The organism is Streptomyces sp. NPDC020801, from assembly GCF_044334385.1.
GTDB lineage: Bacteria > Actinomycetota > Actinomycetes > Streptomycetales > Streptomycetaceae > Streptomyces.
The window spans coordinates 40,076-61,000 of record NZ_JBIRST010000027.1 but is presented as its reverse complement, the minus strand read 5'-3'; the positions used below and the strand labels follow the sequence as shown (position 1 = coordinate 61,000).

Sequence of the window (20,925 nt, the reverse complement as noted above, 5' to 3'; positions counted from 1 at the left end):
TGGACGTCCCCGTGCTGCACCGACTGGCCCTGAACGAGAGCCCGTACCCACCGCTGCCCTCGGTACGCAGGGCGATGCACCGGGCCGTGGCACAGGCCCACCGGTATCCGCAGTTCCATCCCGAGGACCTCACCGAGCGCATCGCCGCATGGTGCGGGGTGACACCCGACCGCGTCGTGGTGGGCAGTGGATCGGTGGGCGTGGCCCTGCAGTTGCTGCGGGCGGTGGTCGAGCCCGGTGATTCGATGGTGTACGCCTGGCGCACCTTCGACGCCTATCCCCTGCTGGCGGGCATGGTCGGCGCGCAGCCCGTTGCCGTACCGCTGCCGCCGGACGGAACCCAGGATCCGACCGCGCTGCTCGCGGCGCTCGACCACCGCACGCGGGTGGTGGTGCTGTGCAATCCGCACAATCCCACCGGAAGCGTGGTCACCGCGGATGCACTTGCGGCGTTCCTGCGCCGCGTTCCGCCGCACGTCACCGTGCTGCTCGACGAGGCCTACGTGGAGTTCGCCCGCGGCGCCGATCTCCCGGACGCGCCCGCCCTGCTGGACACCCATCCCAACCTGCTGCTCCTGCGCACCTTCTCCAAGGCCTACGGCCTCGCCGCCCTGCGCATCGGCTACGCACTGGGCGCCCCCGGCCTGGTGGCGCGGATCCGCCGGCAACAGCTGCCCTTCGGGATCAACGCGGTGGCCGCGGCGGCGGTGAAGGCCTCGCTGCGGGCCGGCGACGAGCTGCGCCGCCGGGTGGACACGGTGGTCGCCGAACGCGAACGGCTGCAGCGCGAACTGGCCGGTCTCGGCTGGCATGTGCGCCCGGGCCAGGCCAACTCCGTCTGGCTCGCCACGCCCGATCCGGTCGACCGGGGCGCCGTGGCGCTCACCGCCGCGGGCGTCCAGGCGCGCCACTACCCGGGCGAGGGGTTGCGGCTCACCGTCGGCAGCCGGGCGGCCAACGAGGCGGTCATCACCGCTCTGTCGGCAGTGGACCGCCAAGTGGACCGACGGTAGGGGCCGGGCCGGCACGCCACCACACTGAGCCTGCGGGTGCCTCTGGCCAGGGCGGCCAGAGGCACCCGCGGCGGCGTCGCGGTGGACGGCCTCCGCGGCACCGCGCGCCCGCCACGCCGCCTTCCGTGGCCCGGAGCCCACGGCACACCGCCCGGTGCCTCCGGGCGGCGGGCACTCAGCTCACCCGCTCCGTTCGCCCGAACGCCTCCTTCCGGACGAGGTCGAGGAAGTTCGGCGTCCCCACGGTCGTGCGCACGTCCACGAACACGCGCACCTCCCGCCCCTCCACCGCCTGCCGCAGCAGCTCGTGGGCGAGATCGGCCCGCACGGTGTACCGGCCCGGCAGGCGTGAGGTGCCGGTCTCGTACTCGCTGACCGCCGCCGCGTCGAACAGTCCGCCCGGGCCGACGACCGTCCACTGTGACATCGCGTCGGAACCCCCGACGGGCCCGCCCCGGAGTGTTGCCTCCGGGGCGGGCCGGGGGCCGGACCGGCCTCGCGCGGTGCCGGTCCGGCCGCTCGGGACCCTCCGGGACTCGGGGCCGGTCTAGGAGGGGACGGGTGCCGCGCCGCGGTCGGCGGTGGCGACCGTGCGCCTGCTCAGCACCGTGTCGACGGCGTACGCGCCGGGTCCGAGGATCGCGATGAGGAGGAACGACCAGCAGAACAGGACAGCCGGTTCACCGCCGTTCTGGATGGGCACCAGGGCGTGTGCCTGATGGACCGTGAAGTACGCGTAGGCCATGGACCCCGAGCAGACGGCGGCCGCCGTCCGTGTGAACAGGCCCAGGAACACCAGGACGCCTCCCACCAGCTCGATCACCGCGGCCCACCATGAGGGCCACTGAAGCGTGGGGACGGTGCCGCCGCCGTGGGCTCCACCGAGGACGCCGAACAGGGACGCCGCGCCGTGGCAGGCGAAGAGGAAGCCGGTCACCAGGCGGAACAGGGCCTGCACACCGGGACGTACGGTACGTAATGTCTGTGCCGGCGAGAAGTTCATGGGGGTCACTCCTCCGGTCTGGGAGCCCGGGGGCGGATCGCGCACCCGCGCACTAATACATGAACATGACAAGGCGAGCATGGCGCGGTTTGCCGTCCACCGCCAGCCACGGTCGGCTCTGGGGTTCCTCTGAGCCGGGGACCGCCACCGCCGGCTATGCGGCCTCGGGCGGAACGGGGGTGGCCTGGTGGTAGTACATCTGCCAGCCCGTCGCCTCGCTGCGCTTGCGCCACAGGGAACTGCGGCGTGCCCGTCGGCCGCCGATCGCGGTCTCGTAGGTGAGATGCACCAGACCCGGGGCGAGCACGACCCCCGCCATCGCCGACGGTTCGTACCGTGGAGCGTCCGTGGAACCACCGGACATCTCCGGCAGCGCGGCAAGCATCTCCTCGAGGGTCCATCGCCGGCCCGAAGCACCCACTTCGACGAACTCCGGATCCAGCAACCGCCGGGCCGCCTCCCGCGACGTCCGTACACGGGGGTCCATGAGGCGCAGCTCGCCCGCCACCGCCTCGTCGATGTCATCGGATTCATGGCTCACCCGAGCATCTTCTCCCGGGCCGTCTCCAAAGAGTCGCCGGGGGCCACGAAGGAATCCGGTGAAACCGGCCGGCCGGTGCGGAGGCCATCCGTGGGCGGCCGTCCGCCCTTGGGCACCGCCCGGCTGGACATCACGCGCTCTCGCCTGTGGGGTGGAGCGCAAGGCGGTGTGCGCATCACGCTGCGCCCCGCGCGTGGAGCGGGACGAAGGAGGGCGCATGTGCCGCCTGTTCGGACTGATCAGCTCCCCCAGGCGCACCCGCGCCACGTTCTGGCTGCTGGACGCTCCCGACAGCCTCAGCGACCAGAGCCACCGCGACCCCGACGGCACCGGGCTGGGGTTCTTCGGCGCCGACGGCTCCGCGCGGGTCCACAAGGCGCCGATCGCCGCCTACCAGGACCGTGCCTTCGCACAGGAGGCCCGGCAGGTGGAGTCGGCGACGTTCGTCGCCCACATCCGTTACGCCTCCACCGGCGGCCTGAGCATCCGCAACACCCATCCCTTCGAACAGGACGGACGGCTCTTCGCGCACAACGGGGTCATCGAGGGCCTCGACAGCCTCGACGGCCACCTGGGCGAGGACCGCTCACTCGTGCACGGTGACACCGACTCCGAGCGCTTCTTCGCCCTCGTCACCCGGGAGACCGCCCGGCACGGCGGGGACGTCGGCGCCGGCCTCCGGCAGGCCGCGCGATGGGTCGCCGAGCACCTGCCCCTCTACGCCCTCAACATCGTGCTCGTCACCTCCGGCGAACTGTGGGCGCTGCGCTACCCGGCCACGCACGAGCTCTACGTCCTGGAGCGGCCGGCCGGCGGTCACCACCGCACCCGGCATCTGGACCACAGCGGCAGCCACGGGCACCTGCGCGTCCACTCGGCCGCTCTGGCCGGCCACCCGTCCGTCGTCGTCGCCAGCGAGCGCATGGACGACAATCCGCACTGGCGCCTCATGGCACCGGGCGAACTGCTCCACGTCGACCGGCACCTGGACGTCACCTCCCGTGTCGTCCTGCCCGATGCCCCCGCCCACCCACTCGCACTGGCCGACCTGCGCCCCGACGCCGCCGCCTCGCAGAAGACCGCCTGACCGCCCTGTCCGAGGAAGCCCGGCAGCCGCCCCGGGCCGCCCGCCGGATTCCGGCCCGGGTGCCCGGCGCGAGAGCGGGTACCCGACGCCGCAGCATCGTTCGTGCCGAGCCGTGTTCGCGGTGACAGTGATGGAGAGGCAGATGAGCGGCCTGTCGGACTTCCCGTCAGCACTTCAGACGTCCGCATCTCGGACGTCCGCACTTCGGACGTCCGCCGAGGTCGTGGGTGACCGGTACCGCCTGGGCCCGAGAATCGGCCGGGGAGGGGCCGCCGACGTCCATGAGGCGGTCGACGTCCGCCTCGGGCGACGGGTCGCCGTCAAGGTCTTCAGGTCGTGCGCCGGACGGCAGTCGGAACAGCGTTTCGCCGAGGAGGCCGTCCTCCTGGCGCGCATGGACCACCCCGGACTGGTCACCGTCTACGACGCCGGCCGGCACCGGGACCGCGCCTACCTGGTGATGCAGCTGGTCGAAGGCCGGACCCTGCGTCAGCACCTGTCGTCGGGCCCCATGACCACGCGGGCGGTCGCCGGACTCGGCACCGACCTCGCAGGGGCGCTGGCCCATGTGCACGGAGCCGGGATCGTGCATCGGGACGTCAAGCCGTCCAATGTGCTGATGAGCCGCTCGGGAGATCCGTACCTGACGGATTTCGGCATCGCGCGCCTGATGGACGCCACGCATCACACGGCGCCCGACGTGCTGCTGGGGACCGCGGCCTATCTCGCTCCGGAACAGGCCCTGGGCAAGGACGTCGGGGCGGCCGCCGACGTGTACGCGCTCGGGCTCGTACTGCTGGAATGCCTGAAGGGACGGCTGGAGTACGACGGCACTCCCCTGGAAGCCGCCGTGGCCCGCCTGCACCGTCAACCCGTGGTCCCCGGCTGGATACCCAGCCCTCTGGCCCGGCTGCTGCGTGACATGACGGCTCTGGAGGAGGAGGCCAGGCCCGATGCCGGGCGATGCGCCCGGGTCCTCGGCGACTTGCGAGACGGAGCGCGCGGGGAATTGCCGGACGATTCGCGGGTGCCCGACGGCCTGCGAGGAGATCCCGCACTCGACCCTGCCGTGACGTCCGTAGCACCCGCAGGCTTCTTCGAAGGCGCCGGTTCCGACAGCCCCGGTGTCGACCGGACCGCCGATGAGGCCGCCCGCAGGGCCGGACCGTCCCGCCGCCTCGCGGTGGGCACCGCTCTGACGGTGCTCTCGGCCGCGCTGGGGGCCGTTCTCGCCGTGGCCCCGGGCGCCGGCGGGGACAGCGGTGACCGGGCCGCCTCGGACACGCACACGTCCGCCGGCGCCCAGGCACCCACCGGCAGCGGCTCACCCACGGTGCGGCCGCCCGGCGCCCCGCCGTCATCGAGCACCCCGGCCGTCCGCTCCGGTGGCCAGGCCGGGCGTTCCGCCGCCGGAGCGCACCCGGTCGACGCGACGCGGCCTTCGGGCGGCCGTGAGCCGGGCGCCGGGCCGCGGCACAGGAGCTCCGCGGCAGCGGACGGCACCCCCGCCCAACCCGGCGCCACGGCCCACGGTGCCCGGCACCCGGGCGGCAAGGACAAGAAGCCACCCAGGCATGCCGCGCCGGAGCACGACGGCTGACGTTCCCTCCGGGCGCCTCCTGCGCAAGGCCACGCCGCCGGCGGCCGTAGATGTTCATGGCCACCGCTGCGCCCACACCGAGTGCAGGGCCGGCGCTCGCGCCCGATCCTCACAGTCGGCTGACCACGCGTCATCCGTGAGACCACGTAAATCACACTCCGTGGAGCGACGACTCGGGCTTGTTGTCCGCAATCTCCCGATGTTCACAGACAACCAACGGTGCCCTGCCTCCCTCTCTGAAGGTGACCAACCGACTGGGGGCAACGATGAACTGGTCCAGGCTCGCAGCGGGTGCGGTGGCCGGTCTGGTGCTGTGCGGATGCGGCAGCACCGCGAACACCGGCGGGGCGGGCGGGCATCGCACGCACCAGGCCCCGGGCGGCGGCACACCGGGTACGCCTGCCCCCGGGGCCGGCAAACCCATGCTGATCCTGAACGGCCAACTCGACGCCCGGCCCGGGCAACTTGTCGACATTCGGCTGGACGGGATCAGCCGCGACCAGGGACACGACGCGGTGACCGCCCGGTCGCCGGCGTTCAGCGGCCCGGTACCGCTGCGCTGGCAGAACGGCTTCTACGGGGCGGCACCGGCCCTGGCGATGAAGGACAAGCCGGGCTGGTACGAGCTCTCGGTGACCGTCGCCGGCCGCGCGGTGGCCCGGGACAGGATCCATGTCGTTCGTTCCGAGCGCCCGTCGTTCACCCTGTCGGTGTGGTCGAACACGGCCCGGCCCGGGCAGCCGGTGCCGCTGCACTTCGACGACCTGTACCCCGGCGAGCGGGGCACCGACTTCACCGTACGGTCGGCGGCGCTGCCCCGGACCGTGCGTCTCGTGCACAACGACGTGTACGACTACTACGACCCCCGGGCCTTCTCGGCCGAGCCGCAGCTCAAACCGGGCCTGGCGGACGGCACGTACACCTTCGGGCTGTACGGTGCGCACGGCCGCCGGATCGCCGAGAAACGTCTGACGGTCCGTTCGTCCCGCCCGGGCGATCCCGACTACCTCGGCCAGGCGTACGGCCCCGACTTCTTCGACCCGGACATCGGCTACGCCGACAGCCCCCGCGGACCCGCCTTCAAGGTCCTCCCCGGAGGGCGGGTCGCCGTCATGTGGCACGACAAGGACCCCGACCCGGGCGAGGAGCGGCGGCTGACCGCCACGTCACCGGCCTTCACCCACGTACTGCGCCTCAACGCCGACGACAGCAAGGGCGCCGACGGCGACGACCCGCGCTACTACAACACGGCCACCGTCCGGGCCGGCCTCAAGCCCGGCCGCTACCCCGTGACCGTTGTGGCACACCACGGCCGGGTCAGGAAGACCAGCTACTTGACGGTCACGGCGCGCTAGACGCAAGCGCGCCGGTTCCCGGCGCTCAGCCCTCCTTCGGGTACGGAACCACGCTCACGTCCAGTGTGAAGGCGACGCGCGCCGCACCCGCCACGTCCGGCGCCTTCGCCGGCGCGGTCACCGTGGCCGCGCCGGCGCGCGTGCTCGCGCAGCGCAGCGTGGCGTGGGCGGTGCCGTTCGCGTCCAGGTGCCATCCGGACACGAGGACGAAGACCGGTGCGGAACTCTGCACGCCCGTCCACCGCTTGTCGTCCACGCGCGGCCGCAGGAGGAGGGACACCACGGTGCCGGGCCGCACGCACAGCCGCCGGACGGCCGCGTCACCGGGCCCGACGGTGATGTCCACATGTCCGGAGGCACACCTGCCCGCGGTGGCGGAGGGTGCCGTGGGCGACGCCGGCCGGCCGGTCGGCGGCGGGCTCGCGGGCCGCCCGCTCGTGGACGGGGCCGCGGACGTGTGCGTCGGCTTCGGTGTCGGCGCACCGGCCGACGGCGTAGCAGAGCCGCTCCTGGACGGCTCCTGGGCCGGCCCACCCCCCGTGGGTCCGCCGCACGCCGCCAGGACGACCGTCCCGGCCATCACCCATCCTCCGGCCCACCACCGCATCCGTGCACCTCCCGGCCTACCGCGACTCCGGGAACCAGCATGACCGCAGTGCCCCCGGCAGACACCTTTTCGGCGTCAGTGATGCGCAACACGGCGATGCCCCATGGGAAGAGGCCGGGCGGCCACGCACCCAACCGAGCAGGGCGACCGAGCACAGTGCCGCGAGGGCGCACCAGGTGGAGACGAACTCCAGCCGCCACAGCGCCCAGCAGGCCAACGCACCCACGGCGACCAGGATCCCCGGAGTCAGCAGCCGCCGGTCGCCGGCGAGCAGCACACATCACGCCACCATCGGTCCGCCGTCTCGCGGGCAACCCTCCGGCCCGCGGCCCACGCTACCCGTGATCCCGGTCCACCGGGCCGGATCTGCCGTCCTGCGTGCGCGGTTGCTGACCGGGGGGCAGCCGGTCCGCCAGGCGGTTGCCCCGCCCGTGGAAGCCGGGTGACAAGGAGTTCACGGCGTCATCTCCTGAGCGCGTGCACGTGAGCACGTCCGCGGCCGCAGGGTGCGTGGTCCGGTTTCCAGTGTCCGGGGACGGCAGGTGCTTCACCGCTCGGGGTGCCCCGCGCACCCGGGTGCCCGGCGCGAGCCGGCGTGCCCGGCGCTGTCAGGGGCGTGCGAAGCGGCGCTGGACGTCGGGCCGTGTCCTGAGCCGCGCCGGATAGCCGGGGCCCATCCGTACCGACGTGTCCTCTGCGCGCATCGGCTCGCCGCACTCGGAGCAGACCACTCGCGCGTGGGCGTCGTGGCCGCACGCGTCGTGGTGCAGGGTGACCGGAACGCCCTCCTCCCCCGCCAGCCACCGGTCGCCCCAGCGTGACATCGCGGCAAGGACGGGGAACAGGTCCCGGCCCTTCTCGGTCAGCACGTACTCGTGGCGGGGCGGCTCGCTCTCGTACGGCCGCCTCTCCATCAGTTCCTCCTCCACCAGGCGGCGCAAGCGGTCGGCGAGGGTGTTACGGGCGATGCGCAGCTCCTGCCGGAACTCGTCGAAGCGCCGGCTGCCGTAGAAGGCCTCTCTGAGGATCAGGGGCGTCCACGTGTCGCCCAGCAGGTTCACCGTCCGCGCGATCGAGCACGGCCAGTCGGCGAACGACGGACGTGCCGGGCTCATGACGCGCCTCCCGCTTCCCCGACCGGCTCACCGCCCGCATCCCCGACCGGCTCGCCTCCCACTTCCCTGACCAGTTCGATCGCCCTGCCCAGTGTGTCGAGTCTGGCCTCCAGCGTGTCACCGGCCGGGTACAGGCGGACGGTGTCCACGCCCGCGTCGCGCCAGACGCGCAGCCGGCGGCGCACCATGTCCTCGGTGCCGATGAGCGTGGTGGCCAGTACCATCTCGTCGGTCACCAGGTTCGCCGCGCCGTCCCGGTCGCCGGACTGCCAGCGCTCCCGCACCTCGGCGGCGACCTCGGCCCAGCCCTGACGGCCGTAGGCCCGGTTGTAGAAGTTGCTCGACGCCGGCCCCATCCCGCCGAGGCTGAAGGCCAGTTCCTTCTTGCGCCCGGCCACCATCGCGCGCAGGGCTTCCTCGTCCGGTGCGAACGAGACCTCCGCGCCCTGGCAGACGTCGAGTGCGGCGCGGGTGCGCCCGGCCCGGGCCAGACCTTCGTCCAAGGGGGCGAAGTAGGCCTCTGCCGCGCCTTCCGGTACGAAGCTGGTGCCGAGCCAGCCGTCGGCGACCTCTCCGGCAAGCCGCAGCATGGCCGGGGACAGGGCGGCCAGGTAGAGGGGGATCGGATGCTCCGCGCGCAGTGAGAGCCGCATGGGGACGGCTTCCCCGCCGGGCAGCGGAATGCGGAACTCGGTGCCCGAGTAGGAGATTCTGCCGCCCTCGAACACCTGCCGGAGGATCTCCACGGTCTCCCGGACGCGAGCCAGCGGGCGGGCGAAGGGCACTCCGTGCAGGCCCTCCATCACCTGGGGGCCGGAGGGGCCCAGGCCCAGCAGAAAGCGTCCGCCGGAGAGGTTGGCCAGGGTGATCGCCGTCTGGGCGAGAGCCACCGGAGTGCGGGTGCCCACCTGCATCACTCCGGAGCCGAGCAGGATCCTCTGGGTCCGGGCTGCGTAGAAGCCCAGGGCGGACGGGGCGTCCGAGCCCCATGCCTCGGCCACCCAGCAGATGTCCAGACCGAGCTTCTCGGCCTCGGCGACGAAATCGGCCTGCCGGGTCCAGGAGTCGAAGCCCGACGCCTCGACGGTCGTGGCGGTCCGCATCACGCCTCCGCCAGTTTCTTGATCTGCTCCAGCGTCGCCGTCATGTTGCGCTCGAACTCCCGCAGCCGTACGAACACGATCTTCTGCTCCTTCTCCGGCATTCGGTCGATCGCGGACGACAGGCCGGATCGAGCCGGGCCCAGCCGCATCCACTCCGACAGCTCGGTCCCGCCGTCCCTGGGCTCCAGCCGGAACCGCCAGACGGCCGCGGGACGGTCCGGGTCCTCCACGGCCCAGGCGAAGACCCGCCCGGGTTCGCATTCGATGACGGTCGAGGTGGTCGCCCACTTCCCGAGCGCCTCGTGCTCGCTGCGGCCGACGAACCTGGCTCCCACGACGGGCCCGGTCGCTCCGTGCTGCCACTCGACCGACTGCAGTTCCTCACTCAGGCTCGGCATCAGCTCCACGTCCGACACCAGTTCCCACACCCGCTGGGGGGCGGCCCGGATCCAGGTCCGCACCTCCACCGTCGGTCCGTCCGCGTACCGCGCGCCCGTCCACTCCACGCCGGCCTCCTCGCACCAAGAGGTATTTGGCCTCCAGAGTTGCGTAACAAGACCTACTCGGTCAAGGGGTGCCAGCAGATCAAGGGAACCGGGGCGCGACACACGACGCCACCCGCGCCGGCACTACAGGGCCGGCCCGGCACTCGGGCGGGTACCTCGCCACTGCCGGGCCGGCCCGGTGGGGGCACGCTGCCGAACCCCCACGGTGCATTCGGTGCCGGACGGCCTACGGATTGCCTCCCGTACGGAAGTCGCCCCGTGCGGGCGTACGGAACTTGTCCCGTACGGGTGTACGGAACTTGTCCCGCGCGCACGTACGGAACGTGCCTCGCGTGGGCGTACGGAGCGTGCCTCGCGCGGGTGCCTGCCGCCCCGCCCACGACCGGCGAAAGAGGCGCCTTCGGCCGGCGCTGGGCAGCCTTGGCCTGAGTTCTGGTCAGGCCGGGGCCGACCACCGCGAGCGGCACCACGGCCTGGGCGGCCGCCCGGTTCGGGGCCGAGCCGGATGCCGCGAAGGCGACGCTCGCGCCCGCCGGCCCCGGGCGGCGAGCCCGACGGCAGACGCACCCTTCGGGAAGCCGAACTACTCTGCTCGGCAGAGGAGTTGTCAAGCACGGGCACATACGGACACTGCCGGACCGGAAGGAAGGGTCCCCGCCGTGCTGAGGCACCCCGCGCCACGGTCATGGGGGCGGCCCCGCACCCGGACCGAGAATTTCGCGGTCGGGCGGGTAGATGGATTCAGACCGGTGAATGGTGCGGTGAAGTGGAGGAAGACCATGTTCGAGGCCCAGGACATCCGCCAGTGGCGCGGACACGCCGTACACGGCGCCGACGCCGGCAAGATCGGCGAACTGGAGGCGATCTACGTCGACACCATCACTGACCAGCCTTTTTTCGCCACGGTGAAGACGGGCATGCTCGGACGTCAGCGGCTGGTCTTCGTCCCCCTGGCAGGAGCCACCGTCAGTCCCGGCCACCTGAACGTCGCGTTCGACAGAAAGCTCGTCAAGGACGCCCCCTCCATCGACACCGATGGTGAGCTCCCCGTGGCGGACGAGCCGGCGATCTTCGCCCACTACGACCTGCGCTACAAGTCCGGATCGGCCGGCGAGCGGCGGCTGGCCCGCCGGTGAGCAAGGGGCCGGCCGCGGCCACGCCTCATGCCCTCCTCATGGATTCCCTCGCACACCGCACTCATGGGTTCCCCTGCCATCGGTCACCGCGGAAACTCATCAGCCATCAGCCATCACGGACACGTCACGGACACGTCACGGACACCGGTCCCCGTGAGCGAGCCGGGAAAGCGATCAAAGATGTGGGCTCTGTTCCTCCTCCTCGTCGTCGTGGCCGTCGCCCTGGCGGCGATCGGTGTCACGGTCACCGGCATGACGTTTCTGCTCGCCATCGGCATCGTGCTGTTCCTCGCCGACGTCCTGTTCCTCGGGATCGGCCTCGGCCGGCGCAAGGGCACGCGCCCATCGCGCTGACCCGGAGGAGGTCCATGCGGACGGCCGGCGGGTCGAACCCGGGCGACGGGTCCGCGAGCAGCTGCCGCGCCCCGCCCCGCGTCGCCCCGCCCAGGCGGTCCCCATTCCGCCTGGTCGGGGCCGCCCGGTGGTGCGACGCTGGATGCAGAGGTGTCCGAGATGGGAACCCGGGAGGGCCGATGGGACGGGACGTCCCGGCGCTGGTTTTCACCCGCGAGGACCGCCGCCGGTACCGGATCAAGATGCAGGAGTGTCTCGACGCCTTCGCGCAGATGCTGCGCGAGTCACGGTTCGAGTCCGAGCGGCCGCAGGTGGGGCTGGAGATCGAGCTGAACCTGGTCGACGACGGGGCGGAACCCGCGATGCGCAACAGCGATGTGCTCGAGGCGATCGCGGACCCCGCCTGGGCCACCGAGCTCGGCCGGTTCAACCTCGAGATCAACATTCCGCCGCGCCGGCTGACGGCGGGCGGCCCCGACTCCTGGGAGTCCGAGATCCGCTCGGCGCTGAACCACGCGGAGCACCGGGCGAGGTCGGTCGGTGCGCGTCTGATCATCATCGGCATCCTTCCCACGCTGCGGCAGGAGGACGTCGGCGAGGGTGCCCTGTCGGAGAACGCGCGCTACCGGCTCCTCAACGACCAGGTCTTCGCGGCTCGCGGCGAGGATCTGCGACTGGAGGTGGACGGCGTCGACCGGCTGCGGACGTATGCGGACACGATCACCCCCGAGGCCGCGTGCACCAGCACCCAGTTCCACCTCCAGGTGTCCCCCGAGGAGTTCGCCGACTACTGGAACGCGGCGCAGGCGATCGCCGGGGTCCAGGTCGCGCTGGCGGCCAATTCGCCGTTCCTCTTCGGCAGGGAACTGTGGCACGAGACCCGTATCCCGCTGTTCGAGCAGGCCACCGACACACGCCCGCAGGAGATCAAGGTGCAGGGGGTGCGGCCCAGGGTGTGGTTCGGAGAACGGTGGATCAACAGCGTCTTCGACCTCTTCGAGGAGAACCTGCGCTACTTCCCGGCGCTGCTGCCCCTGTGCGACGAGCAGGAGCCCGGGGAGACACTGGACCGCGGTGACGTCCCCGAACTGTCCGAGCTCACGCTCCACAACGGCACCATCTACCGCTGGAACCGCCCGGTCTACGCCATCGCCCACGACAAACCGCATCTGAGGGTGGAGAACCGGGTACTGCCCGCCGGCCCGACCGTCGCCGACACCCTCGCCAACGGCGCCTTCTACTACGGGCTCACCCGCGCCCTGGTCGAGGAGGACAGGCCGGTGTGGTCACGGATGTCCTTCTCGGCCGCCGAGGACAACCTGCACACGGCGGCGCGGCACGGCATCGAGGCACGGCTGTACTGGCCGGGCATGGGTGAGGTGCCGGTGCCCGAACTCGTCCTGCGGCGTCTGCTGCCGCTGGCGCACCGGGGGCTGGAGCGGTCCGGCATGGACGAGGCCTGGCGGGAGCCGCTGCTCGGCATCATCGAGCAGCGGTGCGTGACCGCCCGCAACGGAGCGGTGTGGCAGAAGGAGATGTTCCACCACATCGAAGCCTCCACCCACGCCGGCCGCCACGAGGCCCTGCGGCGGATGACGCAGCTGTACATCGACTACATGCACCTCAACGCCCCGGTCCACACGTGGCCCGTCGACTGACGGACGTTCCAGCGGCACCTTCGGCCCACCCCGACCGGGCGGCGGAAGCCCTCCACCGGGCGTCCCGGCGCGAGCTCCGCGGCGCGGTGCTGCTGGTGGCGAGGGCCGGCATCGTCGGCGCCACGCCCACTCGCCGGCTCAGCCGGCACCGGGACGGGTGAGACCGAAGTCGTAGGCGAAGATCACGGCCTGGACGCGGTCGCGGGCGCCGATCTTGGCCAGGACGCGGCCCACGTGGGTCTTGACGGTGGACTCGGACAGGACGAACCGGCCGGCGATCTCGCCGTTGGTCCAGCCCTTGCCGATGGCGACGAGGATCTCGCGCTCCCGGTCGGTGAGGGACGTCAGCCTGGGGTCCTCGGCGCCGCTCCTCCGGTGCGAGGGGATGTGCTCGGCGAACTCCTCCAGCAGGCGGCGGGTCGGAGCCGGGGCGATGACGGCATCGCCCGCCGCGACGGCGCGGATGCCGGCCAGCAGTTCCTCGGGACGGACGTCCTTCAGGAGGAAGCCGCTGGCCCCGGCGCGCAGGGCCGCATGGACGTATTCGTCGAGGTCGAAGGTGGTCAGCACGAGGACGCGCGAGCGGTCCCCGGCGGCGGTGATGCGGCGGGTGGCCTCGATGCCGTCCACACCCGGCATGCGTACGTCCATCAGGACGACGTCGGGGCGCAGTTCGGCGGCCATGCGGACGGCCTCGGCCCCGTGTGCGGCCTCGCCGACCACCTGGGTCTCGGGCACCGAGTCGAGCAGCATGCGGAAGCCGAACCGCTGCAGCGGCTGGTCGTCCACGATGAGCACGGTGGTCACCGGGCACCGCCTCGGGGTGTGAGGTCGAGGGCTGCCTCCACCGTCCAGCCGCCGCCCTTGGCGGGTCCCGCGCTGACGGTCCCGCCGTACAGCGCCGCTCGTTCGCGCATGCCCACCAGGCCTTGACCTTCCTCGTTCGGGCCGGGGTGGCCGACGGCCCGACCCATGTCCCGGACCCGGATGGTAAGCCGCGTGTCCTCGACGACGACCGCCAGGTTCACCCGTGTATCGGCGCCGGCGTGCTTCAGAGTGTTCGTGAGGGCTTCCTGGACGATGCGGTAGACCGTCAGCTGTACTCCGCTGTCCAGGGCCTCGACGTTACCGGCGGTGCGGTAGACCACCTCCAGTCCGGCGGTCCGCACGCCGGCGCACAAGGCGTCGATGTCCGCGATGCCGGGCTGGGGGCTGAGCTCCGGCCCGCCGGAGTGGCTGTCCGTCGCCGCGCGCAGTACGCCCAGCACGCGCCGCAGTTCGCCAAGGGCCTGACGGCCGGTGTCGCCGATGAGCCGAAGGGCCTCCTTGCCGCGTTCGGGTGCGGTCGCGGTGGCGTAGACGCCGGCGTCGGCGAGGGTGATGATGACGGACAGGTTGTGGCCGACGATGTCGTGCATCTCGCGTGCCACACGCGCCCGTTCGGTGGCGGCCGCGAGCCTGCTGCGCTGGTCGCGCTCGATTTCCAGGCGGGCCGCACGTTCCCGCAGGCCGGCGAGCTGGGCGCGGCGGATCCGTACCACGAGGCCGAGCGCGACGGCCGCGGTCGCCGTGCTCAGGAGGAAGAACAGCGCGTCCCAGACGGACACCGCCGACGCCACCCGCACCGCGGCCAGCACCATTCCGGCCGCCATGATCCCGCAGGCCCAGGGCAGCTGCCGCAGCCGTCCGTGGAGCGCCAGGCTGTACAGGGCGATGAAGAGGGCGACGTCCGCGCGCAGCGCGGCCCCCAGGGACCACTGCAGGACGAACACGGCCGCGACGGCGCCGAAGGCCACCGCGGGCCTGCGCCGTCGCCACAGCAGCGGCAGCACCAGCCCGGCCTGCAACGCCGGCATTCCCGCCGGGGGCAGCTGGGCGAACACTAGGCGGAACCGGCGCGGGCCGTCGCCGTGTCCGGCACCCGCGTGCAGCAGGTCCGGCAGGCAGAACATCAGGAAGACCAGCGCCACCACCGCGGTGTCCAGCACCCACGGACGGGCCCGGTCGGCCTGCCGCAACCGCTGGCCGCTCCGGCTCAGCAGGGCGACGAGCGGTCCCATCCCGCCGATGTCCTCGGCTCTGCCGGTGGCCGGGGCGGTGCCTGCGGTCGCAGTGGTCATGGGGGTCATGATGGTCACCCGGCCATGGTGCAGGCGCTCAGGCGTCGCCGCGCACCAGCCGGTACGCCGCCCCCGCCAGCGCGAGGACCGTCCAGCCGAGGAAGACGAGCAACCCGGCCGTGGGCGCCAAGGTGGTGGCGTCGTGTGTGAGGGCGAACATCGACTCCCCCGCGCTGCTCGGCAGATAGGGGCCGATGTCGCCCTGCCAGGAGCTGGGCAGCAGGGAGACCAGGCCCGGGATCAGCATCAGGGCGGCGACCAGCACGGAGATCCCCCCGGCCACCGACCGCAGCAGCGCCCCCAGGGCGGTACCGATGACGCCGACCAGGCCGAGGTACAGCCCGGCACCCAGCAGGCTCCGTACGACACCTGCGTGCGCAAGGCCCATGGCCGCGGGCGTCCCCGAGACGATTCCGCTGCCGGCGAGGAAGGCGACGAACGCGCCCAGCGTGCCGGCCACCAGCGCGACCAGCCCGGTCACCGTCGCCTTGGACCACAGCACCGGGAGCCGGCGCGGCACGGCCGCCAGCGTCGAGCGGATCATCCCGGTCGAGTACTCGCCCGCCGTGACCAGGACACCGAGCACGCCGAGTGCCAGCTGCGCGAAGTGCGTACCGAAGAGGGACAGGCTCACGGCCGTGGAACGGGCGAAGTCCCTGTCCATGCGGCCGGAGCCGATCCCCGACCTGTACCGGCTCGCGGCGATCAGCCCGAACGCGATCAGGAAGAGCAGGCCCAGCCCCAGGTTGATCCACGTCGAGCGCAGTGACCAGAGCTTGGCCCACTCGGAGGACAGCACACGACGGCCGGTCACCCGGTGGACGGGGCGGTCGGGGGCGGTGCGGGGCGTCCCGGTGGTTGCGGTGAGGGTGCTCATGCCGTCCTCCCGAGCGTCTCGGTGTCCTCGGTGCCGGTGGTGGACGCGTGGTACTCCACGGCGTCCCTCGTCAGCTCCATGAACGCCTCCTCCAGCGACACCGTCCGTGTGCTCAGCTCGAACAGCGCGATTCCGTGCTCCGCCGCCTTCAGCCCGATCTCACGGGCGGTCAGTCCGGTCACCTGCAGTTCCTCGGCGCCGACCCGCCCGGTGATGTCGACGCCCGGCCCGGCCAGTACGTCCCGCAGCCGCGCCGGGTCCTGCGTCGCGACCTTCACCGTGTCGCCCCCGGCCTCGCGCACCAGGTCGCGCACGGTCGTGTCGGCCAGCAGCCGTCCACGCCCCACGATGATCAGATGGTCGGCCACCAGCGCCACCTCGCTCATCAGGTGGGAGGAGACGAAGACGGTCCGTCCCTGCAGCGCGAGGGAGGTCAGCAGATTGCGGATCCAGAGAACGCCTTCCGGGTCCAGTCCGTTGACCGGCTCGTCCAGCATCACCGTCTGCGGGTCGCCCAGCAGCGCCGCCGCGATGCCGAGGCGCTGGCCCATGCCCAGGGAGAAGGTGCCTGCCCGCTTCTTCGCCACGCTGCCCAGTCCGGCGAGCTCGATCACCTCGTCGACCCGGCGGCGCGGAATCCCGTGCGTCAGCGCCAGGGCCCTGAGGTGGTTGTACGCCGAGCGGCCCGGATGGACCGACTTGGCCTCAAGAAGCGCACCGACCTCCTGCAGCGGTGCCCGGTGGCGGGCGTAGCGGCCGCCGTTCACCGTCACGGAACCACTGGTCGGGGCATCAAGCCCGACGATCATGCGCATGGTGGTGGACTTCCCCGCGCCGTTGGGCCCCAGGAACCCGGTCACGGTGCCCGGCTTCACGACGAAGTCCAGCCCGTCGACGGCCGTCTTCTCGCCGTACCTCTTGGTCAGCCGCTGTGCGTCGATCATTGGCGCTCTTTCTCTCGGACCGTGGCGCCCGTCCGTCGCTCCTGACGCCTCACCCGCAAACCTAAGGTCCGGATCGCCCCGGTTCGGTGGTACCGCGGGCCGAACTGCGCCGGGCGGGTGGTACCGCGGTACTACGCGGCTCAGCCGTGGGCGACCGTCAGGCCGTAGAAGGCGACACGGGCCCCCTTGGTGGTGCTTTCCGAGGAGGATTGGTTGTAGGAGCCGGCCTTGAAGTACTGCTTGTACGGCTTGAAGGAGGCGGGGATCGGGTAGTGGGTGGTGCTGCCGTTGACGGTGAGGTCGATGGTGTCGCCCCCCGAGACGCCGATGGTGTAGCTCCAGGTCCTGCCGATCGGCACGTGCCCGACCTGGTGGGGCGTCTGACCGCCGGCCGGTGAGTTCTCGGTGCCGAGGACGATGTCGCCGTTGGCGTGGTAGTACAGCTCCAGAAGCGGTTTGGTGGACGAGCCGCCGGTGCCGAGGTGGATCTGGCCCACGCACACGTTGGACGTCACGGACACCACGCGCAGGGTCGCGCTCAGCCGGTGGGTGCCGCCGAGCGACCAGTTCGCGGCGCTGCCGTCGCGGTTCGTCTCCCGCAGCTCCGAGCGGGCGTAGTGCGAGTTCGGCGTCGTGACACCCTTCTCGGGCGCCCAGAAGGTCATCGCGCCGTCGCGGGTGTCGGTGTAGAAGTAGGCGTCCTGGTAACCGTCGGGCCCCCGCAGCCGGGACGGGGGGATGGTGGTCGGGGATCCGGGGGAGCCGACCGGCTCCTGGAGCTGCCACGTCGACAGATCGAAGTTTCCGCCGGGCGCGACTTTCGGGTCGGCGGCGTTCGCGCTGCCGGTTCCGAAGGCGGCCAGCGTGCCGACGAGCCCCGCGACGGTCGTCATCGCGAGGAGCTGGGGACGGGTCATGTGGGGGGCCTCCCGTGGTGGTGGAGAGCGTGGGCGTGCACGGCTGATCGTGCGGAGTGAGCCCTGCCGTTGTTCATCATGATGAACAACGGATGCGTACTTGGATGACTGGTGACCCGTGAACCTAAAGGTCTGAACCAGACACGTCAAGAGGGGAAGCGGAGGGAAGAGAAGACACGCCGGGGAGGCGGCCCACCCGCGGACCACGGTCAGGTGCCGCGCGGCCAGTGCACCGGCGGCGATGCGGGCGGGGCTACCGGGCGGGCAGGGCCTCGCGCATCGCTCGTGCGGCGGCCGCCGGGTCGTAGCCGTCGGGGACTCCCGGTACGAGGATGATGTCGCCCTCGATGTGCCGTGAGCGCAGGGGTGCGATCTCCTGGTATGCGGGCGAGTCCCACCAGGCCCGCGCCTCGTCGATCCCCGGGAAGGCGATCACCACGGCATGTCCGGGCCAGCTGCCCTCCTTCACCTCGTGCTGCGCGGCGTGCACGAGAAAGCGGCCGCCGTACGGCGCGAAGGTGGCGGTGATCCGCTCGATGTACTCGGCGATCTCCGGGTGCGGGGCGGCATCGCGCAGGTGGGCTATGGCGTAGGCGGGCATGGCGTCCTTCCGGTCGGTCCGTCGGCATCCGTGCGCCTACGATCCTCGCGCCGTGTGCGTGTCCGGGTCGATGACCTGACAGGTAATCGGTGACGGTCCGCACCAGGCGAGGCCCGCTACAACGACTCGGTCTCGCTCCTGGCCAGGGCGAGCACTCCCGCGGCGATCAGACCGATCCCGAGGGTCAGCGGCAGCAGCCACCAGCCGGCCCGCACGTGCTCCTCGTAGACCAGCACCCCGAGCAGGAAGCTCACGGTGGCGTCGCCGAGGGTGAGGGCGGGCTGAGAGGCGATCAGGGGGCCCCCCTGCATGGCGTGTTCCAGGAGGAGCATGGCGCAGACGCCGCTCGCGCCGAAGGCGTACGTCTGCCAGGAGGTGAGGAAGGCACCGAGTCCGGCGTCGGTGAGGATGTGCACGGCCGTCTTCATCAGGCCGGCCGTGAGGGCGAAGCAGACAGCGGTGGCCGTACCCAGGCAGGCGGCGCGGAACCTGCCCGGCGGTCGCCTCAGCCCCACCGCGGTCAGCACCACGACAGCGCCCGCGGAGGCGGCCAGGACGGGCAGCCAGCGGTCGATGGCGACGTGCGTGCGGTTGCCTGCCGGCGCGGCGGACAGCAGTGCCAGCGCCAGTCCCGCCACGACGACGAACAGTTTCAGCAACAGCGCGCCGGACGGCCGGCGGTGTTGCATCACCGAGGCGAGCAGCAGGGCGAGAGGCAACTCCAGGACGAACAGCGGCTGTACGAGCGAAAGCGGGCCGGTCGCCAGCGCGGCCGCCTGCCACACGCCGGCCGTCACCACCGTCAGCACCCCGGCGACCCAGACCGGCCGCCGCAGCAGGTCGAGAATCAGCCCCGGGCGGAACCCCTGGGACTGTGGCACGGTCAGCGCTGCGCGGCGCTGCAGTACGGTGGCGAGCGCGTTGCTGAGCGCGGCCAGCACGGCGAACAGAGTCGGCAGGACGATCCCCATGCCTCATCCTTCGCGGATGCGCCGTCCACCTCCCGGGGCACCATGCGGGCGACACGCCGGACGGATCGCCCGGGAGGCGGAAGACCCACGGCAGCCGGGCCAACGTTCGCGTCGGGCAGAGAAGTAGCGGGGATCGACTGCATCGACCTGCGCCCGCACTCGGGAGAGGATCCGGGAGCACCTGACCACGCGGGACCACCTGCCCCCTCGGGACCACCTGACCACGCGGGACATCTGACCCCGACCGGCCACGAGAAACCGCTGGCTCCACGGCTGCGGGACCTGGCCCTCCGATGCGGCCTGCGGTGATCCGCTCCCCGTTTCGGTACCGGGCGGGTTCCGGCTTCCGGGGCCAACCGGCGCCGTCCGGGAGGGAGGTGGCAGGGGCGGCGTGGACGGTGGGACTTGCCTTCGAGTGGACTCCAGCATCCACACTGAGCCCGGCAAGATCCATCCCGCGGACAGAAAGGCGGCAGCAGATGGAGACGACCAGCCCGTCCGGGCACCCTCTGCCCTACGACACCTACCGGCAGGCCATCGAGCGGGAGACCCTGCTCTTCGCGGAAGTGGTCGCGGGTGCCGACCCGGCGACGGCCGTGCCCTCCTGCCCCGGCTGGACCCTGGCCGATCTCATGCAGCACGTGGGGGCGCTGCAGCGCTGGTTCAGCACTTTGCTGACCCGGCTGGTGCAGGAACCGCCGCGCAGCCGCGACGTGGACCTGGGGCTGCCGGACCGAGCTCAGGAGTACGCCGCCTGGGTGGCGGCGGGCGTACCCCACGTGGCCGCCGTACTGCGGGACACGGACCCGCGGGCGGCGATGTGGGCCTGGGGCGAGGACCAGCATGCCCGGTTCTGGGCCCGCCGGATGCTGTTCGAGACCCTGGTGCACCGGGTGGACGCGGAGCACGCCCTCGGCCGGGAGTCACACATCGACCCCGTGCCCGCCAGGGACGGGGTGGACGAGTTCCTCGTCAACCTGCCCTACGCGCATCTCTTCGCCCCCACCGTGGCCGAGTTGCGCGGCGACGGCGAGTCCGTCGCCTTCCAGTGCGCGGACCCCGCCGGGCACACCGTCGAGGAATGGCGGGTGCGGCTCGATCCGGACGGCTTCCGCCTGCTGCCCAGGGACGGAGCCGACGCCGAGCCGTCCGAGGCGCATGCGACGGTACGCGGACCGGCGGCCGACCTCCTGCTCCTGCTGTACGGGCGGCGTACGTACAAGGATGCCGCCTTCGAGGTCCGGGGGGAGAGCGCGGTCCTCGACCGCTGGTTCGCCCACACCTCCTTCTGACCGGCGCCGCGTCCGGGGCGTGGGCGCGCTGCGCACCGCTTCCTCCGTTCGGGTGCGCGCGGGCCACGGCGGCGGCGACAACGCCCGCGTTCCCGATCACGCTGGTGGTGGTGCCCCCAAGGGGC

Annotated in this window: 23 protein-coding genes; 8 read left to right on the top strand and 15 right to left on the bottom strand. The window is 72.1% G+C overall.

The annotated features are described in order from the left end of the window. The first annotated feature begins 11 nt into the window (after positions 1-11). Positions 12-1,013, top strand: a complete 1,002-nt coding sequence (locus ACH4UM_RS36130; protein WP_398189053.1) for a histidinol-phosphate transaminase — start codon at positions 12-14, stop codon at positions 1,011-1,013. A gap of 175 nt (positions 1,014-1,188) precedes the next feature. On the opposite strand, the gene ACH4UM_RS36125 is transcribed toward ACH4UM_RS36130, so the two are convergent. The 3 genes from ACH4UM_RS36125 to ACH4UM_RS36115 form a co-directional block, all read right to left on the bottom strand. Beyond that, entirely contained in the window at positions 1,189-1,440 is a 252-nt protein-coding gene (locus ACH4UM_RS36125) for a hypothetical protein (RefSeq protein ID WP_398189051.1), read from the bottom strand. A 120-nt stretch (positions 1,441-1,560) separates the two neighbouring features. After that, complete coding sequence (locus tag ACH4UM_RS36120) at positions 1,561-2,016, bottom strand: DoxX family protein (RefSeq protein ID WP_398189048.1); 456 nt, start codon at positions 2,014-2,016, stop codon at positions 1,561-1,563. Positions 2,017-2,170: 154 nt separating this feature from the next. Continuing rightward, positions 2,171-2,557 carry a DUF4440 domain-containing protein gene (locus tag ACH4UM_RS36115; protein ID WP_398189046.1) on the bottom strand — a complete coding sequence of 129 codons (387 nt, stop codon included), beginning with the start codon at positions 2,555-2,557 and terminating at the stop codon, positions 2,171-2,173. A gap of 217 nt (positions 2,558-2,774) precedes the next feature. Between ACH4UM_RS36115 and ACH4UM_RS36110 the strand changes: the two genes are divergently transcribed. From ACH4UM_RS36110 to ACH4UM_RS36100, 3 genes are all read left to right on the top strand, one after another. Next, complete coding sequence (locus tag ACH4UM_RS36110) at positions 2,775-3,644, top strand: class II glutamine amidotransferase (RefSeq protein WP_398189043.1); 870 nt, start codon at positions 2,775-2,777, stop codon at positions 3,642-3,644. 142 nt (positions 3,645-3,786) lie between these two features. Then, on the top strand, positions 3,787-5,244 hold the full coding sequence (locus ACH4UM_RS36105) for a protein kinase (RefSeq protein WP_398189041.1): 1,458 nt from the start codon (positions 3,787-3,789) through the stop codon (positions 5,242-5,244). Positions 5,245-5,510: 266 nt separating this feature from the next. Further along, a complete protein-coding gene (locus ACH4UM_RS36100; RefSeq protein ID WP_398189038.1) occupies positions 5,511-6,599 on the top strand; it encodes a hypothetical protein in 1,089 nt (362 codons plus the stop codon). A gap of 25 nt (positions 6,600-6,624) precedes the next feature. On the opposite strand, the gene ACH4UM_RS36095 is transcribed toward ACH4UM_RS36100, so the two are convergent. The 5 genes from ACH4UM_RS36095 to ACH4UM_RS36075 form a co-directional block, all read right to left on the bottom strand. Next, complete coding sequence (locus ACH4UM_RS36095) at positions 6,625-6,945, bottom strand: acetyl-CoA synthetase (RefSeq protein WP_398189035.1); 321 nt, start codon at positions 6,943-6,945, stop codon at positions 6,625-6,627. A gap of 277 nt (positions 6,946-7,222) precedes the next feature. Beyond that, positions 7,223-7,483: a DUF6629 family protein gene (locus ACH4UM_RS36090; protein WP_398189032.1), complete on the bottom strand. Its 261-nt coding sequence runs from the start codon at positions 7,481-7,483 to the stop codon at positions 7,223-7,225. Positions 7,484-7,814: 331 nt separating this feature from the next. Further along, on the bottom strand, positions 7,815-8,321 hold the full coding sequence (locus ACH4UM_RS36085) for a winged helix-turn-helix transcriptional regulator (protein WP_398189029.1): 507 nt from the start codon (positions 8,319-8,321) through the stop codon (positions 7,815-7,817). Then, complete coding sequence (locus tag ACH4UM_RS36080; protein WP_398189027.1) at positions 8,318-9,424, bottom strand: LLM class flavin-dependent oxidoreductase; 1,107 nt, start codon at positions 9,422-9,424, stop codon at positions 8,318-8,320. The genes ACH4UM_RS36085 and ACH4UM_RS36080 overlap by 4 nt, the downstream gene beginning before the upstream one ends. Continuing rightward, on the bottom strand, positions 9,424-9,930 hold the full coding sequence (locus ACH4UM_RS36075) for an SRPBCC family protein (protein WP_398189024.1): 507 nt from the start codon (positions 9,928-9,930) through the stop codon (positions 9,424-9,426). The genes ACH4UM_RS36080 and ACH4UM_RS36075 overlap by 1 nt, the downstream gene beginning before the upstream one ends. A 779-nt stretch (positions 9,931-10,709) precedes the next feature. Between ACH4UM_RS36075 and ACH4UM_RS36070 the strand changes: the two genes are divergently transcribed. The 3 genes from ACH4UM_RS36070 to ACH4UM_RS36060 all read left to right on the top strand — a co-directional run bounded on the left by ACH4UM_RS36070 (position 10,710) and on the right by ACH4UM_RS36060 (position 13,078). Continuing rightward, on the top strand, positions 10,710-11,066 hold the full coding sequence (locus ACH4UM_RS36070) for a PRC-barrel domain-containing protein (protein WP_398189021.1): 357 nt from the start codon (positions 10,710-10,712) through the stop codon (positions 11,064-11,066). A 153-nt stretch (positions 11,067-11,219) separates the two neighbouring features. Then, on the top strand, positions 11,220-11,420 hold the full coding sequence (locus ACH4UM_RS36065; protein ID WP_398189018.1) for a hypothetical protein: 201 nt from the start codon (positions 11,220-11,222) through the stop codon (positions 11,418-11,420). Between the two features lie 179 nt (positions 11,421-11,599). Continuing rightward, positions 11,600-13,078, top strand: a complete 1,479-nt coding sequence (locus tag ACH4UM_RS36060) for a glutamate-cysteine ligase family protein (protein ID WP_398189015.1) — start codon at positions 11,600-11,602, stop codon at positions 13,076-13,078. A 138-nt stretch (positions 13,079-13,216) separates the two neighbouring features. On the opposite strand, the gene ACH4UM_RS36055 is transcribed toward ACH4UM_RS36060, so the two are convergent. The 7 genes from ACH4UM_RS36055 to ACH4UM_RS36025 form a co-directional block, all read right to left on the bottom strand. Further along, positions 13,217-13,885, bottom strand: coding sequence for a response regulator (locus ACH4UM_RS36055; protein WP_398189012.1), 669 nt, complete (start codon positions 13,883-13,885; stop codon positions 13,217-13,219). Next, positions 13,882-15,198, bottom strand: a complete 1,317-nt coding sequence (locus tag ACH4UM_RS36050; RefSeq protein WP_398189009.1) for a sensor histidine kinase — start codon at positions 15,196-15,198, stop codon at positions 13,882-13,884. Before ACH4UM_RS36050 ends, ACH4UM_RS36055 begins: the two co-directional genes overlap by 4 nt. A 37-nt stretch (positions 15,199-15,235) precedes the next feature. Beyond that, a complete protein-coding gene (locus ACH4UM_RS36045) occupies positions 15,236-16,075 on the bottom strand; it encodes an ABC transporter permease (protein WP_398189006.1) in 840 nt (279 codons plus the stop codon). After that, the gene (locus ACH4UM_RS36040) at positions 16,072-17,019 is read right to left on the bottom strand and encodes an ATP-binding cassette domain-containing protein (RefSeq protein WP_398189003.1); all 948 of its coding nucleotides are present in this window, start codon (positions 17,017-17,019) and stop codon (positions 16,072-16,074) included. The genes ACH4UM_RS36045 and ACH4UM_RS36040 overlap by 4 nt, the downstream gene beginning before the upstream one ends. 140 nt (positions 17,020-17,159) lie before the next feature. Further along, the gene (locus ACH4UM_RS36035) at positions 17,160-17,936 is read right to left on the bottom strand and encodes a polysaccharide lyase family 7 protein (RefSeq protein ID WP_398189000.1); all 777 of its coding nucleotides are present in this window, start codon (positions 17,934-17,936) and stop codon (positions 17,160-17,162) included. Between the two features lie 253 nt (positions 17,937-18,189). Further along, positions 18,190-18,537, bottom strand: coding sequence for a DUF1330 domain-containing protein (locus ACH4UM_RS36030; protein ID WP_398188998.1), 348 nt, complete (start codon positions 18,535-18,537; stop codon positions 18,190-18,192). Positions 18,538-18,653: 116 nt separating this feature from the next. Continuing rightward, positions 18,654-19,508, bottom strand: a complete 855-nt coding sequence (locus ACH4UM_RS36025; RefSeq protein WP_398188995.1) for a DMT family transporter — start codon at positions 19,506-19,508, stop codon at positions 18,654-18,656. A gap of 479 nt (positions 19,509-19,987) precedes the next feature. On the opposite strand from ACH4UM_RS36025, the gene ACH4UM_RS36020 reads away from it, so the two are divergent. Continuing rightward, positions 19,988-20,800 (top strand): maleylpyruvate isomerase family mycothiol-dependent enzyme, encoded by an 813-nt coding sequence (locus ACH4UM_RS36020; protein ID WP_398188992.1) that lies wholly within the window; start codon positions 19,988-19,990, stop codon positions 20,798-20,800. Positions 20,801-20,925: the final 125 nt, after the last annotated feature.